The organism is Pseudomonas sp. Eth.TT006, from assembly GCF_054456575.1.
On the sequence record NZ_JBTJEN010000007.1, the window covers coordinates 26,557 to 41,494 of the forward strand.

10 protein-coding genes are annotated in these 14,938 nt (G+C 62.0%); 1 reads left to right on the forward strand and 9 read right to left on the reverse strand.

The genetic code is table 11. The annotated features are described in order from the left end of the window. Positions 1-37: 37 nt before the first annotated feature. The 4 genes from astD to ACXR0M_RS12910 form a co-directional block, all read right to left on the reverse strand. Positions 38-1,507, reverse strand: a complete 1,470-nt coding sequence (gene astD / locus ACXR0M_RS12895; RefSeq protein ID WP_458832447.1) for a succinylglutamate-semialdehyde dehydrogenase — start codon at positions 1,505-1,507, stop codon at positions 38-40. Next, on the reverse strand, positions 1,504-2,529 hold the full coding sequence (gene astA, locus ACXR0M_RS12900) for an arginine N-succinyltransferase (RefSeq protein ID WP_458832230.1): 1,026 nt from the start codon (positions 2,527-2,529) through the stop codon (positions 1,504-1,506). Before astA ends, astD begins: the two co-directional genes overlap by 4 nt. 52 nt (positions 2,530-2,581) lie before the next feature. Continuing rightward, a complete protein-coding gene (gene aruF / locus ACXR0M_RS12905) occupies positions 2,582-3,601 on the reverse strand; it encodes an arginine/ornithine succinyltransferase subunit alpha (protein ID WP_458832231.1) in 1,020 nt (339 codons plus the stop codon). A gap of 216 nt (positions 3,602-3,817) precedes the next feature. Beyond that, the gene (locus ACXR0M_RS12910; protein WP_458832232.1) at positions 3,818-5,038 is read right to left on the reverse strand and encodes an aspartate aminotransferase family protein; all 1,221 of its coding nucleotides are present in this window, start codon (positions 5,036-5,038) and stop codon (positions 3,818-3,820) included. A 310-nt stretch (positions 5,039-5,348) separates the two neighbouring features. Here ACXR0M_RS12910 and ACXR0M_RS12915 point away from each other — a divergent pair, with 310 nt between their 5' ends. Continuing rightward, entirely contained in the window at positions 5,349-10,370 is a 5,022-nt protein-coding gene (locus tag ACXR0M_RS12915) for a dermonecrotic toxin domain-containing protein (protein ID WP_458832233.1), read from the forward strand. 4 nt (positions 10,371-10,374) lie between these two features. On the opposite strand, the gene argR is transcribed toward ACXR0M_RS12915, so the two are convergent. The 5 genes from argR to ACXR0M_RS12940 form a co-directional block, all read right to left on the reverse strand. Then, entirely contained in the window at positions 10,375-11,367 is a 993-nt protein-coding gene (argR, locus tag ACXR0M_RS12920; RefSeq protein ID WP_458832234.1) for a transcriptional regulator ArgR, read from the reverse strand. A gap of 234 nt (positions 11,368-11,601) precedes the next feature. Continuing rightward, positions 11,602-12,366: an ABC transporter ATP-binding protein gene (locus tag ACXR0M_RS12925; protein WP_003227281.1), complete on the reverse strand. Its 765-nt coding sequence runs from the start codon at positions 12,364-12,366 to the stop codon at positions 11,602-11,604. Between the two features lie 27 nt (positions 12,367-12,393). After that, positions 12,394-13,506, reverse strand: a complete 1,113-nt coding sequence (locus tag ACXR0M_RS12930) for a M14 family metallopeptidase (protein WP_458832235.1) — start codon at positions 13,504-13,506, stop codon at positions 12,394-12,396. A gap of 1 nt (position 13,507) precedes the next feature. Further along, positions 13,508-14,206: an ABC transporter permease gene (locus ACXR0M_RS12935; RefSeq protein WP_458832236.1), complete on the reverse strand. Its 699-nt coding sequence runs from the start codon at positions 14,204-14,206 to the stop codon at positions 13,508-13,510. Next, a complete protein-coding gene (locus ACXR0M_RS12940) occupies positions 14,203-14,892 on the reverse strand; it encodes an ABC transporter permease (protein ID WP_003227287.1) in 690 nt (229 codons plus the stop codon). The genes ACXR0M_RS12935 and ACXR0M_RS12940 overlap by 4 nt, the downstream gene beginning before the upstream one ends. Positions 14,893-14,938: the final 46 nt, after the last annotated feature.

A 14,938-nucleotide genomic window follows, 5' to 3' on the forward strand; every position in this document is an offset into this window, starting at 1 on the left:
GCCGAACCTGTGGGAGCTGGCTTGCCAGCGATAGGCATCACACCATTTTCACGCCAGGCGTCAGGGCCGCCGGCAACACCAGGCTCGGCGTCTCCAGCGAGGCCACCGGGTACGCGCAGTAGTCCGCCGCGTAATAGGCACTGGCGCGATGGTTGCCCGAAGCACCGACGCCGCCGAACGGCGCGCTGCTCGCGGCACCGGTCAGCTGTTTGTTCCAGTTGACGATACCGGCGCGGCTTTCCAGCCAGAACTGCTGATAACGTTCCTCGGAATCCGACAGCAAACCGGCCGCCAGACCATAAGCGGTGTCGTTGGCCTCAGCGATCGCCGCCGCAAAATCGACGTAGCGAATCACTTGCAGCAACGGGCCGAACAGTTCTTCGTCCGGGCGCTCGGCGACGGCGCTCACGTCGAGAATGCCCGGGGTCAGCAGGGCCGATTGCGCCTGTGGCTGGGTCATCGCCAGCAGCGACACCGCGCCATTGGCCAACAGATGTTCCTGAGCGTCCATCAGCGCTTTCGCCGCGCCGAGGGAAATCACCGAGCCCATGAACGGTGCTGGCTGCTGATCGAACGCACCGACTTCAATGCTCGCACTGACCTCCACCAGACGCTTGAGCAGACTGTCGCCCCACGCGCCTTGCGGCACCAGCAGACGCCGGGCACAGGTGCAGCGCTGGCCGGCAGAGATGAACGCCGACTGAATGATCGTGTACACCGCCGCATCCAGATCAGCCACCTGATCGACCACCAGCGGGTTGTTGCCGCCCATTTCCAGCGCGAGGATCTTGTCCGGACGCCCGGCGAACTGCTGGTGCAGATGGTTGCCGGTACGGCTGGAACCGGTGAAGAACAGGCCGTCGATCCCCGGATTCGCCGCCAGGGCGATACCGGTTTCGCGCGCGCCTTGCAGCAGGTTCAGGACGCCGGCCGGCAGACCGGCTTCGATCCAGCACTTGACCGTCAGCTCGGCGACTTTCGGCGTCAGTTCGCTGGGCTTGAACAGCACGCTGTTACCGGCCAGAAGCGCCGGCACGATATGCCCGTTCGGCAGGTGCCCAGGGAAGTTGTAAGGGCCGAACACCGCAACCACGCCGTGTGGCTTGTGGCGCAGCACGGCGGTGGCGTCGCCCAGCGGGCCGCTCTTCTCACCGGTCCGTTCACGGTAGCTCTGCACCGAGATCGCGATCTTGTTGACCATGCTGGTGACTTCGGTCGCGGCTTCCCACAGGGGCTTGCCGGTTTCCTCACCGATGGTGCGGGCCAGTTCGTCGCTGTGGTTTTTCAGCGCAGCAGCGAAGGCTTCGAGCACGCCGATGCGCTCTTCCAGCGAACGGCGCGCCCAACCCGGGAACGCCTGACGCGCCGCTTGTACGGCGGACTCGACCTGAGCAGCGGTCGCGCCCTCCCCCGACCACAGCACTTGCTGGGTCACCGGGTTCAGCGATTGAAAAGCTTCGCCCTGACCGGACAGCCACTCACCTGCGATGTACAGAGAATTCATTATTTCGCCTCCCGGGCAGCGGACAACGCCACGGCGCGCACTTGATCGCCAGCGTTGAGTTGAAGACGTTTGGCGGTCAGCGGATCGACCACCAAGGTGCCGGCGGCCAGTCGGGCCGGGGCAGCCGTGATGCGGCAATCTTCGCGCTTGCGGTTATGGATGATGAACGGCGTGGCGTCGTCGCCCGGCGTACCGATCGCCAGCACCAGCGCTTCGCTGTCACGCACCGCGCGGATCTTGTTGGTTTCGCATTCGATGGCCGGGCCGGCGTCGAAAATGTCGACGTAGCCCTGATAGCTGAAACCTTCGCTCTTGAGCATGGCCAGCGCCGGCTCGGTGTCCGGGTGCACCTGACCGATGACGTTGCGCGCGTCCGGCGACAGGAAGCAGGTGTACAGCGGGAATTTCGGCATCAGTTCGGCAATGAACGCCTTGTTGCCGACGCCGGTCAGGTAATCGGCCTGGCTGAATTCCATCTTGAAGAAGTGCCGGCCGAGGCTTTCCCAGAACGGCGAGCGGCCGGCGTCATCAGAGACGCCGCGCATTTCGGCGATGATCTTGTTGCCGAACAGCTCAGGGAATTCGGCGATGAACAGCATGCGCGCCTTGGACAGCATACGGCCGTTGAGGCCGGTGCGGTAATCGGCGTGCAGGAACAGCGAGCACAGCTCGGAATTGCCGGTCAGGTCGTTGGCGAGGAACAGCGTCGGGATCTCGCGATAGATGTTCAACTCCTGCGAGGCGCTGACGGTCAGGCCGACGCGGAAGTTGTACCACGGCTCACGCAGACCGACCGCGCCAGCGATGGCGGAAATCCCCACCACGCGGCCGTTGTCGTCTTCGAGCACGAACAGGTAGTCCGCGTCGCCACGGCCGGCTTCGCCGCGAAAGGTCTTCTCGGCCCAGCCGACCCGATGGGTCAGGCGCTCTTCGTTGGCCGGCAAGGTGGTCAGGCCGGTGCCGGTGCTGCGGGCCAGGTCGATCAGCGCGGATAAATCGGCGCTGCGTACGGGACGAACAATCATGCTATCTCCTCAAACGGGCCGCCTTCGCCACCCGTGAAACTCGCTAAGGCGTTTAAACCGCCACCAGGCGCACGCTGGCACCTTCACCGACGCCGAGGGCTTCGGCTGCTTCCAGATCCAAGGTCACCGGTTTGCCCGGCGCGTAATCCAGCTCCAGCAACACCGCGCGGTAATCCTGCAACTGCGCGTTGGCCACCAGATACTGGCGCCCGGCACCTTTGACCGGCTCGCCGATCTTCACCGGCACCACGCGGCTCTGGGCGATCGAACGGATCCCCGACACACGCGCATGCAGGGTCGGGCCACCGTCGAAAATGTCGATGTAGTGATCGGTCTCGAAGCCTTCGCGCATCAGGATGTCGAAGGTGATCTGCGCGCGCGGGTGCACCTGGCCCATCGCTTCCTGAGCGGAGTCCGGCAGCAACGGCACGTAGATCGGGTAATGCGGCATCAGTTCGGCGAGGAAGGTGCGGCTCTTCAGGCCACACAGGCGCTCGGCCGCAGCATAGTTGAGGTCGAAGAAGTTGCGACCGATCGCGTCCCAGAACGGCGAGTCGCCGTTTTCGTCGCTGTAGCCGACGATTTCGGTCACCACTGAATCGGCGAAGCGCTCCGGGTGACTGGCGACGAACAACAGACGACCCCGGGAATTGAGTTCGGACCACGGCGAACCCACCAGCTCGCGCTGCACGTAGAAACTGGTCAGCAAGCTGTTGCCCGTCAGGTCGTGGCACTGCGAAAGCACGTGGATCTTGTTGTGGATCTTCAGCTCGCGGGAGGCGTGGACGAAGGTCTCGTTGCGGAAGCTGTAGAACGGTTCCGAATAACCGGCCGAGGCGACGATGGCCGAGCAACCGACCAGTTTGCCGGTGGCGGTGTCTTCGAGGACGAAGAAGTAACTCTCCTCGCCATTGAAGCTCACTTCGGCGGCAAACGAGGCTTCGCTCGCCGCGATCTTGTCGCTCAGACGTTCCACGTCATCCGGCAAGGAAGTGACACCAATCGGACTGTCCGCAGCCAGACGCTGTACCTCGCCCAGATCAGCCATTTGCGCAGGGCGCATCACCAGCATGGTGTCACTCCTTTCTCGTCTAAATTCACAGAAAAAATAACCGGGCCTGCATGCAGATCATGTGTGGGAGCGGGCTTGTTCGCGAAAGCGTTGTGTCAGCCAACATTTTCGCTGTCTGACCCACCGCTTTCGCGAGCAAGCCCGCTCCCACATTTGATCCAGCCTGGCATTAAAATTTTGATCGACGCCCGCAATCCTCAGGCGTCGAAAGGTCCATCAGGCTTGCGTCAGTGCCGCTGCAGCGCGTTCGAAGCGGTCGAGACCGGCGTCGATATCAGCGTCTTCCACCACCAGGCTCGGGGCGAAACGGATCACGTCCGGGCCGGCCTGGAGAATCATCAGGCCTTCTTTTTCAGCGGCATTGAAGATGTCCTTGGCCTTGCCTTTCCAGGCATCGCTCAGTACACAACCAATCAACAGGCCGAGGCCACGCACCTGAGTAAACAGGCCGTACTTCTCGCCGATCTGCTGCAGGCGGGTCTTGAACTTGTCGTGCTTGGCATTCACGCCGTTGAGCACTTCAGGGGTATTGATCACGTCGACGACCGCTTCGGCTACGGCGCACGCCAGCGGGTTGCCGCCGTACGTGGTGCCGTGGGTGCCGACGACCAGATGCTTGGCCAGCGCTTCGGTAGTCAGCATGGCCGCGATCGGGAAACCGCCGCCCAGGCTCTTGGCACTGGTCAGGATGTCCGGGGTCACGCCGTAATGCTGGTAAGCGAACAGGTGGCCGGTACGGCCCATGCCGGTCTGCACTTCGTCGAACACCAGCAGCGCGTTGTTCGCGTCGCACAGCTCGCGCGCACCTTGCAGGTAAGCCAGTTCGGCCGGCAGCACGCCGCCCTCGCCCTGGATCGGTTCCAGCACGACCGCGCAGGTCTTGTCGGAAACCGCGGCTTTCAGCGCGGCCAGGTCGTTGTAAGGGACATGGGTAATGCCGGTGATTTTCGGGCCGAAACCGTCGGAGTACTTCGACTGGCCACCGACGTTGACGGTGAACAGGGTGCGGCCGTGGAAGCTGTTGAGCGCGGCGATGATTTCGTACTTCTCGCTGCCGAACCGGTCGAACGCCACGCGACGGGCCAGCTTGAACGCGGCCTCGTTGGCTTCGGCGCCGGAGTTGCAGAAGAACACGCGCTCGGCAAACGTGGCGTCGATCAGCTTGTGCGCCAGGCGCAGCGCCGGCTCGTTGGTGAACACGTTGGACACGTGCCACAGCTTGTTCGCCTGTTCGGTCAGCGCACCGACCAGCGCCGGGTGCGCGTGGCCCAATACGTTAACGGCAATCCCGCCAGCGAAGTCGATCAGCTCGCGGCCGCTCTGGTCCCAGACGCGGGAACCGGCGCCACGCACCGGAATGAAAGCGGCAGGCGCGTAGTTGGGAACCATTACCTGGTCGAAATCGGCGCGTTGTACCGCAGCGTGCTCAACGGACATCGGAGTCTCCTGAAGAGGAACACCCGCCTGGAACTGGCGAGCGATGAGGGGATTGTAAGGACAGTTTTATGCCCGGCCTTGTCGCCAAGCGACAACTTCTTATAGCGCAAACCCCGGAATTTCCGGGGTTTACGGCAATGCGACATATAGCGTCACAAAGGCGCAGTTTAACTGGCGTGACGGCTTTGCGGCAGAGCAATCCCTTTGTATCTCAAAGCGATTTTTCAACTGCGGTAGTCATGTACCACCTGGCGGGATCGCTGCCGGGGTTTGCTACGCGTCTTTGAACCGCGACGGCGACCTTTTGCGCATGAATCACGCACCCGACAACACCCCGTTCGACCTCACCCGGCCCGACAGCCATTATCAGCCTCTGCTCGACGCCATTCCGCTGTGGCTACGCCAGTCTGCACCTGAGCAACGCGCAGCTCTGAGCCAGGCAACGCCGAAACTGCCAACCGCGCTGCAACACACTCGATCTGCGCAACGCGCGGCGCTGGATACGCGACTCGCACAGCACGCCAGCAGCCATAACCGAGTTGTACGTGCGCTGGCCGACCTCAAGAATCCAGCCGATTTCGCCGAACCGCTGCTGCAGGCGCTGCTGGAAACCCGCTTTGGCCTGACGGTAGATGTACGCCAGACCTGTCTGCACCTGCACATCCCCACGCACCTGCCATGGCTGCGGGCGAAGACCGGCGCCGCGCGAACCTGGACCGTTTCGTTGCTGGAGGCCGCGCTGCACAACTTCGAAAGTGGCGAAACCGAGGCCGCCGCATTCGACTCGACCTCAACCTACATCACGCCACCTTCGGCCAATGGACAGTTCAGCGAGTTGCCGCAGATCCTGGAAAAGATGCCCATCAGCGGGTTCACCCGGTTATGCCGTGAGCTGGATATCGGCCAGCAGTACAAGGCTTATCTGGAAAACTACCTGAACGTCAACAAACCACAGGCCGCCGCGCCGCTGCAGGGAAAGATCCGGCACCGCGAAAAAACCGCTCTGAGCGCAGCGCTGCACATGGCGCAGTTGCAAAAACGGTTGGCGAGCGATGTGCATTCGCTGATTCTCGGATTGCTCGATAACACGCCCCATCGGCAGCTCAAAGGACAGCTTTGGTACAGCCACTCGCTGAGCATCATGGACGTGCCACTCAGCGGCGTGCTGCTGTTCGCTCCCGATGCAGCGCAGGCGCAGGAGGTCGTCAGTGTGGTGGCTTATATCCCGGACGATCCTGAGCATCCGATCAAGCAATACCCTTCGTCGGCAGCATTTGATCGGGACCTGAGCCAACGCCTGAGCGATACCGGCTACCAGCGTTTTTTCAGCCGCTTCATCAACCACGAAGATCAAGGCCGTTTTTTCGCGCAGCTGAATCAGGAACTGAATCCGGTCACCTGGCACCCCCTGACGCCGAACGACCCACAACCGGCCTGGCGGGCAGAACCCAACCCGAACGCGCGGCTGCGCCTCAAGGCGACCGCGCTCAAGCTTGCGCCCCTGACGCACCTGTATCGCAGCAAACTCGACAAGATACTCAATGACGCCCGCGTGATTGCGGTGTCCACCGCCGAAGTCGACCGGCGAGCACGCTGGGCGTTATGGGATGCCATGACCGACATCGCCTCGACGCTGCTGACCATCGCCGCGTTCATTGTTTTGCCATTCGTGCCGGTGCTGGGCGAGCTGATGCTCGGCTACATGGCCTACCAACTCCTCGACGTCGCCTTTGAAGGGGTCATCGACTGGGCCGAAGGCCACGGCAAGCGAGCCATCGGCCACTTTGTCGGGGCCGTCGAATCAGCGGTACAAATGGGCACCTTTGCCATCGGCGGGGCCATTGCCGCGAATGAGTTCCGCGCCCTGCTGCCAGAGGAAATCGTCCGGTTCATCGATCGCCTCAGCCTGGTCAAGCGGCCTGACGGGACAAGCCGTTACTGGTCTGCGGACCTGAAACCCTATGAACGCGGCAATCCGTTACCCGATGCACTCGAACCCGACGCTCAAGGCTTGCACCAGCATCAGGGCAAACGCTGGCTGACCATCGAAGGCAAACACTATGCGGTCGTCACCGACCCTGCCAGCGGCGAGTACCGCATCGAGCATCCCACACGCCCCGAGGCTTACCAGCCGCAGCTCAGGCACAACGGCGAAGGACTGTGGAAAACCGAACTCGATCAACCGCTGACCTGGGACCAGCCCACCTTGCTGCAGCGCTCAGGCGTCGAGGTGCAGCGCCTTTCCGAACGCGAGCGTCTGCTGCGCGTCAGCGATTGCTCCGAGAACGCGCTGCGCAAGGCCCATGTCAATGGCACACGCCTGCCGCCGTTGTTTGCCGATACGCTCAAGCGCTTCAACATCGATCACGACATCGAAACCTTCATAACCCAGACGGCCAGCGATCAAGCGCAGGTGTATTTGCAGGCAGACCCGCTGATGCAACTCGAACTGCTGCAGAACAGCCAACACTGGCCGGCGAACAGAGGCTTGCGCCTGCATGACGGACAGGGGCAAACGTTATGGCAACACCCGGCCGCCGACACCCTCACCTTGCAGATCGATGTGACCCGACTCCAGCACGGCGATCTGTTGAAAACACTGTTGCTCGCCCTGCCGGAAAACGAAGTCAAAACCATGATGGGCGACAGTTTCGGCGCACCGGCGCAGTCTTTGGAGGTCAGGGCGCAACGCTTGCGACAGTTTTTGTCGGCGCGGGCGCAAACTCGCCGGCAAAGCCTGTTCGAGCAACGTTATCGCCGACTCGAACAAGGCACTTCGGCGCTCGCCCGATACATCATGGACGCGCACCGCGACATTCCGCGCAGCGTTGCCGAAGCCCTGGTCGAAACCACGCACGGGGCGCAGCGGCGCAAGCTCAGCCGTGGCGTGCTGTCACCGCGCCTGACCGAGCTGACCCGGGAGGCCGCCTTGCAAGTGCGTATGGCCCGCGCCCGCGAAGGGCTCGAGTTGCAATCGACTCGCCACAACCCCGACACCGAGTTGCTGGCGCTGCATACGCTGGAACACCTCGCGGGCTGGCCGCGTGGATTGCGCCTGGAAGTCCGCCACTATGATTTCGAGGGTGCTCTGATCGACAGCATTGGCCCTGCGGACGCGGCGGAACGCAAGGTGCTCGTCCTGACCATCGAGGGCAACCATCAGGCCTTTGACGGTGCAGGCGCAGAACTCAGTGGCGGCGAAGACTTTTACGATTGCCTGCTACGGGCCATGCCGGATCGGGCACGCGCGGCCTTGAAACTGCAAACAGGTGAGGGCGAGAAATTCAAACGCCTGATCAGCGTACACAGGCTCAGCCGTAACGACTTGCGCGCGTTGCTGGCGCGGCATCCCGACTACAAGCCGACGTTCGACCCCGAGGTAATGCGTCTGCTCGGCGGAACCGACGGCTACCGGCAGATGCCCCGCAACATGCCCACCCTCAAAGACCGAACTGAAAACTTGTTGCCGCACCTGTCACCGGAACGACTCGACGCGTTTGTCCAGCGCCTGCAACAACACCCCGATGGCCCCCGGGCAGAACTCACTCGCTTGATTGCCGAGTATGCCCAATTGCAGCAAACGCTCGGGCCATGGAGTGCGGATATTCCGCATGTTTTCCCCGGCACTCGCATCAATCTCGCGCCGGAGCAGATGGTTGCCCAACGCAGCACACGCCGGGAGTTTGCCGTCAGCCTGCTCGACGCCTGGCGACTGCAGCAGGATATCGCCGAAGAACAGGTGCTGGTCGTCAGCCTCAGCATCAACCATCCGATCATTGGCGAGCTGCCGGTGCTCACTTGCGACTTCCCCGGCGCCACTCACCTGACCCTGGAAGGCCATGCCACCACTCGCGGCGTTCACGAGTTCCTGCAACATTTCAAAGGCGTGCAACGCTTGAACATGCGCGGTTTCAATCTGCGCTACCTGCCGGATGCAATCGCCCACTTCCCCCGACTGGAAGAACTGGTGCTCAGCGACTGCGGGATCACACTCACCGCGCAAAGCCGAGCGACGCTGGCGCAATTCATACATCTGAAATCGCTCGATCTGTACAAGAACCCGTTAGGCCTGGCGCCCGATGTCGCCAGCATGCCGAACCTGGAATACATCGATCTGGCGCACACCGGGATCGAGCACTTTCCCGATGGCCTGCTGACTCGAACCCGGCTCAATACCGTACTGCTCAATGACAATGCCATCGTGCAACTGCCCGAAGCACTCTTCGCACTGCCACCCAGCATTCAAGAAGGCATTGATCTGGGAAAAAACCCGATAGACCTCGGCACCCACGAGCGCATCAAACGCCACTATGCCGAAACCGGCCTCGACTTCAGCATCTACGCGCCGGAAAACGACATCCTGCAAGTGCAGTCGCTTTACCCGTTGATGGATAAAGAAGAAGCCAGCCGCTTTATCTATCTGCTGCCGGGTGATCTCGAACAGGGAACCGCCGAACTGTCGCGTCTGCAGGGTGAACTGCTGAGCCTGCACAATGACCTCAATCGCTGGACTGCCGACATCCCCGCCCTGCATCCGAGCAGCGGACTGCCATTCACCGAACGGCAACTGTCAATCGAACAGGCGTCCCGCGATGAATTCAGAGAACTGCTGTTGCGCTGCTGGCGCAGGGAAACCGAATCGGAGGAACCCGGCGACTTGATGAGCGCAGGTTACGAACTGGGCCTGGACACGGTCGTCACCGGCGACCTGCCGGCACTGAACGCCGATTTCAGCCATGTTTCGCTGATGTACCTGAGCAGCAGCCACGGACACACCGGCAACGTGACCCGGTTTCTGCAGAGTTTCGCGAAACTGCGCGCGCTGACGTTGCGTGAGTTTCGTCTGACGGAACTGCCGCCGAGCCTGTTCCAGATGAGCGAACTCAGGGCGCTGAACCTCTCCGAATGCGAAATCACCCTGACCCCGGATGCGGTGCTGGAACTGGCACAGATGACGAAGCTGGAACATCTGTCGCTGAGCAACAATCCGCTGACGCTGACGCCCGACGTGAGTCAGATGGCAGGGCTGAAAACCTTGCGGCTCGACAATACCGAGATCACTGAACTGCCCGTCGGGCTCGGGCAACTCACGCAACTGGAATTAGCCGACTTCAGCGACAACGCCATCACCGAGGTGCCCAGCGATTTACTGGAGTGGCCCAGGGAATTCAGCGAAAACATCGATTTGCAGGGCAATCCGTTTTCCGAGGCGAGCCTGAAGATTCTGATTGAGTATTTCCGACTGACCAGCGTCGATTTCGACATCGAAGCGGTGATCGAGCGCGCGGAAATGGAGGTATCGTCCTCGGGCGACTCGACTCACGAGGATTGAGCCTTTAGCCGCGCTCGGGCGGCACCGAGGACAATTCGAACGGGCTGCTGCTGCGCCGCTGGTTGCGATCTTCCCGCGGCGTGGCGCCGAAGAAGTTGCGATAGGCGCTGGAGAAATGCGGCCCGGAGGAGAAGCCGCAGGACAGGCCGATCTGGATGATCGACTTGCTGGTCTGCATCAACATCTGCCGGGCCTTGTTCAGGCGCAGTTCCAGGTAGTACTGGCTCGGCACGCGGTTGAGGTACTGCTTGAAGATCCGCTCCAGTTGCCGACGGGACACGCACACGTGCTGGGCGATTTCGTCGGTGGTCAGCGGTTCTTCGATGTTGGCTTCCATCAGCAGCACCGCTTGGGTGAGCTTCGGATGGCTGGAGCCGAGGCGATTCTGCAACGGAATGCGCTGGCGTTCGCCGCCTTCGCGGATGCGCTCGACCACCAGTTCTTCGGACACCGCACCGGCCAGCTCTGCGCCGTGGTCACGGGCCAGCACCGCCAGCAACAAGTCGAGCACCGACATGCCGCCACACGCGGTCAGGCGATCGCGATCCCAGTCGAACAGATGGCTGGTGGCAATGACCTTCGGGAAGCGTTCGGCAAAATCGTCCTGCCAGCGCCAGTGCACGGCCGCGCGGTAACCGTCGAGCAGACCGAGTTGCGCCAGCGGATAGACACCGGCCGACAGACCGCCGATCACACAACCGGCACGCACCAGTTGCTTGAGCGCGCTGCTGAGCGCCGGAGCCAGGGTGGTCGGCGGTTCGTCAGCGAGCAAAAACAGTTTCTGGAAGTTTTCCAGCTTGCCGGCCCACGCCTCGCCCGGCAGCTGCCAGGCACCGTCGGCCGCGCCATCGGTCACGGCTTCGGCCTGCAGGAACGACAACTCGTAAACCACTTCCGGGTGTACCCGCTGAGCAACACGCAAGGCCTCCTCCGCCAGCGCCAGCGTCAACGCTTTAGTGCTGGGCCAAATCAGGAAACCAATTCGATGGGCAGTCATGGGCGGGCAATCCGAAACGAACAACGGTGATGAAGGCATGGGCCAATGCTAGCCCGTAATCGAAGCTGTCGCAGGTCCATTGTGGGAGCGGGCTTGCTCGCGAAGGCGATGGTTCAGACAGCAAATGATGTTGACTGATCGACCGCTTTCGCGAGCAAGCCCGCTCCCACAGGGGGGACCGAGCCAGTCTTCAGGTCGCGAAGCATGACCTAGTTTGGTGCATAACGGCAGCGATTACTTGAGGCTGCCCGACAGGAACTGCTGCAGACGCTCCGATTGCGGATTGACCAGCACTTCGCGCGGGTTGCCGCTTTCTTCCACGACACCTTTGTGCAAGAACACCAACTGGTTCGACACTTCACGGGCAAAGCCCATTTCGTGAGTCACCACGACCATGGTGCGACCTTCCTGAGCGAGGGCCTGCATCACTTTGAGCACGTCGCCGACCAGCTCCGGGTCAAGGGCCGAAGTCGGTTCGTCGAACAGCATGACTTCCGGCTCCATCGCCAACGCACGGGCGATTGCCACGCGCTGCTGCTCGCCACCGGACATGTGCCCCGGGAACGCGTCTTTGCGATGGGCCACGCCGACTTTGTTCAGGTAGTGCTCGGCTTTCTCGCGGGCTTCAGCCTTGGACACGCCCAGCACGTGGACCGGCGCTTCCATGATGTTTTCCAGCGCGGTCATGTGCGACCACAGGTTGAAGTGCTGGAACACCATCGACAGGCGCGAACGCATGCGTTGCAGCTGCTTCGGATCCGCGGCTTTCAGCGCGCCGTCCTTGTTCGCCACCAGTTTCAGCTCTTCGTTGTTGAGCAGAATCTTGCCGGCGTGCGGCTGCTCGAGCAGGTTGATGCAGCGCAGGAAGGTACTTTTGCCGGAGCCACTGGAGCCGATGATGCTGATCACATCGCCGGCGGCCGCTTTCAGGGACACGCCCTTGAGCACTTCGTGACTGCCATAGCGTTTATGCAGGTCTTGGACTTCAAGTTTGTACATGCGGTCGGTTCTCACAAAAACAGTCAGTCAGTCGTTGAGCAAGCGCCCGTGACGCAGCGCTTCGCGCCCCGCCACCTTGGCCAGCCAGAAACCGGGTTGGGCATAGCGCAGCCGTTCAATGGCAAACAGCACCCCGGAGGTACCAGCACACACCGTGCTGACCCGATCGGACACAGGATCGATCACTTCGAAAATCTCATCCCCGGCGTCGACCCACTCGCCGGGCTTACGCAGGAAACTCACCACACCAGGGTGCGGCGCCAGCAGCAATTCAGTGCCTTCGAACGGCATGCCTTCGCAAGCTTCGTGCGCCGGTTGCGGCCACTCGCCGGTGATCAGGCCCTGCTCGGCGAGGAACGCCAGAATGCCTTCAGCCCAGGCCACGGCATCGGCGCGGTCAGTGTTGGCCTGACCGCCAAGTTCGACGGTGGTCGCCAGGCACGCCAGCGGAATCTGCGCGTCCGGGAACTGCCGCGACAGGCGCAGCCACGGTAACGAACACGCCTCGTCAAACGAGCTGCCGCCGGAATCTTCTGCCAGCAAACCGACCTTCACATTCAGGTGCGCGGCCAGCGAACGCCACTGCGGCCAGTGCTGCGGCAGCGCGTACATGTGCAGCGCGGCTTCGGCGTCGCAATGCAGATCGAGCACCACGTCAGCGGTGCAAGCGTGGCTGAGCAAAACCCGCTGCATGCCTTGCAGCTGGCTGCTCGCCTCGGGCAGTGCCGCCAGATGATCAGCCATGGCCTGACGGATCAGGCGGATGTTGGCGTGCGGATCGTCACCGAGGCTGTCGGCCAAGGCTGCCGCTACCGGCGCGCTCAGCTCGACGAAGTCGCGGTTGAAATTCTTGCCGCTGCCCGCTTCGAAACGCCCCTGATGATTGCCTTGCAGCAATTGGCCGAGGCCCAGCGGGTTGGCCACTGGCACCAGCTCGATCACACCGTTGAGCAGGCCTTGGGCTTCGAGTTCGCCAAGGCGTTTTTTCAACTCCCAGGCGGTGCGCATGCCCGGCAGTTCGTCGGCGTGCAGGCTGGCCTGGATGTAGGCTTTACGCTCGCCGTGGCCAAAGCGGAATACCGAAATTTTGCGCTCGCTGCCCAGATGGCTCCACGGCAGTACGTGGTCGATGCGTTCCATATCAGTGCTTCCGTGGGGCCAGGTAGCTCAGCCAGCGCCGTTCGGCCAGCTTGAACAGGCGCACCAGAATGAAGGTCAGGCACAGGTAGAACAGGCCGGCGGTGATGTACGCCTCGAACGGCAGGTAGTACTGCGCGTTGACGGTACGCGCCGCGCCAGTGATGTCGATCAGGGTCACGATCGACGCCAGACTGGTGGTCTGCAGCATCATGATCACTTCGTTGCTGTACTGCGGCAGCGCCCGGCGCAGGGCCGATGGCAGCAGGATGCGCTTGTACATCTTGAAGCGCGACATGCCCATGGCCTTGGCCGCTTCGATCTCGCCATTCGGCGTGGCCTTGAGGCTGCCGGCGATGATTTCCGCGGTGTAGGCGCTGGTGTTGATCGCAAAAGCCAGGCACGCACAGAACGTCGCGCTGGACAGCCACGGCCAGAGGAAGCTTTCGCGTACCGCTTCAAACTGCGCCAGACCGTAGTAGATCAAAAACAGCTGGACCAGCATCGGCGTGCCGCGAATCACATAGGTGTAGAGCCACGCGGCGCCGTTGACAATCGGGTTCTTGGAGACGCGCATCAGGCCCAGCGGCAGCGCCGCCAGCAGACCGAACAACAGCGACAGCGCGAGCAATTTCAGGGTGGTCAGCAGCCCGCCGAGGTACAGCGGCATCGCCTCCCAAATGACGTTGTAGTCGAAGATCATAGATCAGCCGCCCTTACGCCTACCGAGTAGCGCTTCTCAAGGTGACGCAGCGCCAGCAACGAAACACTGGTGATCACCAGATACATCGCCGCCACTGCGAGGAAGAAGGTGAAAGGCTCGCGAGTGGCGTCTGCCGCCTGCTTGGCCTTGAACATCATGTCTTGCAGACCGACCACGGAAATCAGCGCGGTGGCCTTGGTCAGCACCAGCCAGTTGTTGGTGAAACCGGGAATCGCCAGGCGAATCATCTGCGGCACCATCACCCGGAAGAACACCTGAAAACTGCTCATGCCGTAGGCCATGCCGGCTTCGGCCTGACCTTTGGGGATCGCCATGAACGCGCCACGGAAGGTTTCCGAGAGGTACGCACCGAAGATGAAACCGAGGGTGCCGATACCGGCGGCCAGCGGGTTCAGGTCGATGTAGTCGTCATAACCAAGCATCGGGGCGACGCGGTTGAGCAGGTCCTGACCGCCGTAGAAAATCAGCAGGATCAGCACCAGGTCGGGAATCCCGCGGATCACCGTGGAATACAGGTCGCCCAGCCACGCCAGCCAGCGAATCGGCGACAGGCGCAAGGCGACCCCGATCAGCCCGAGAACGATGGCCAGGGCCATGGACGACAAGGCGAGCTGAAGCGTCAGCCATGCGCCATCGAGGATGACAGCCCCGTAGCCTTTCAACATGATTCAGGTCCTCGAAAGTTGGGATGAAAAAATGGCGCAAACCGCA

What these genes read in the sequence shown, in the direction of transcription:
- ACXR0M_RS12910 (WP_458832232.1), bottom strand. Translation starts at nt 5,038, where the DNA reads ATGTCCGTTGAGCACGCTGCGGTACAACGCGCCGATTTCGACCAGGTA.
- ACXR0M_RS12935 (WP_458832236.1), bottom strand. Translation starts at nt 14,206, where the DNA reads ATGATCTTCGACTACAACGTCATTTGGGAGGCGATGCCGCTGTACCTC.
- aruF (WP_458832231.1), bottom strand. Translation starts at nt 3,601, where the DNA reads ATGCTGGTGATGCGCCCTGCGCAAATGGCTGATCTGGGCGAGGTACAG.
- argR (WP_458832234.1), bottom strand. Translation starts at nt 11,367, where the DNA reads ATGACTGCCCATCGAATTGGTTTCCTGATTTGGCCCAGCACTAAAGCG.
- astA (WP_458832230.1), bottom strand. Translation starts at nt 2,529, where the DNA reads ATGATTGTTCGTCCCGTACGCAGCGCCGATTTATCCGCGCTGATCGAC.
- ACXR0M_RS12940 (WP_003227287.1), bottom strand. Translation starts at nt 14,892, where the DNA reads ATGTTGAAAGGCTACGGGGCTGTCATCCTCGATGGCGCATGGCTGACG.
- ACXR0M_RS12930 (WP_458832235.1), bottom strand. Translation starts at nt 13,506, where the DNA reads ATGGAACGCATCGACCACGTACTGCCGTGGAGCCATCTGGGCAGCGAG.
- ACXR0M_RS12915 (WP_458832233.1), top strand. Translation starts at nt 5,349, where the DNA reads ATGAATCACGCACCCGACAACACCCCGTTCGACCTCACCCGGCCCGAC.
- ACXR0M_RS12925 (WP_003227281.1), bottom strand. Translation starts at nt 12,366, where the DNA reads ATGTACAAACTTGAAGTCCAAGACCTGCATAAACGCTATGGCAGTCAC.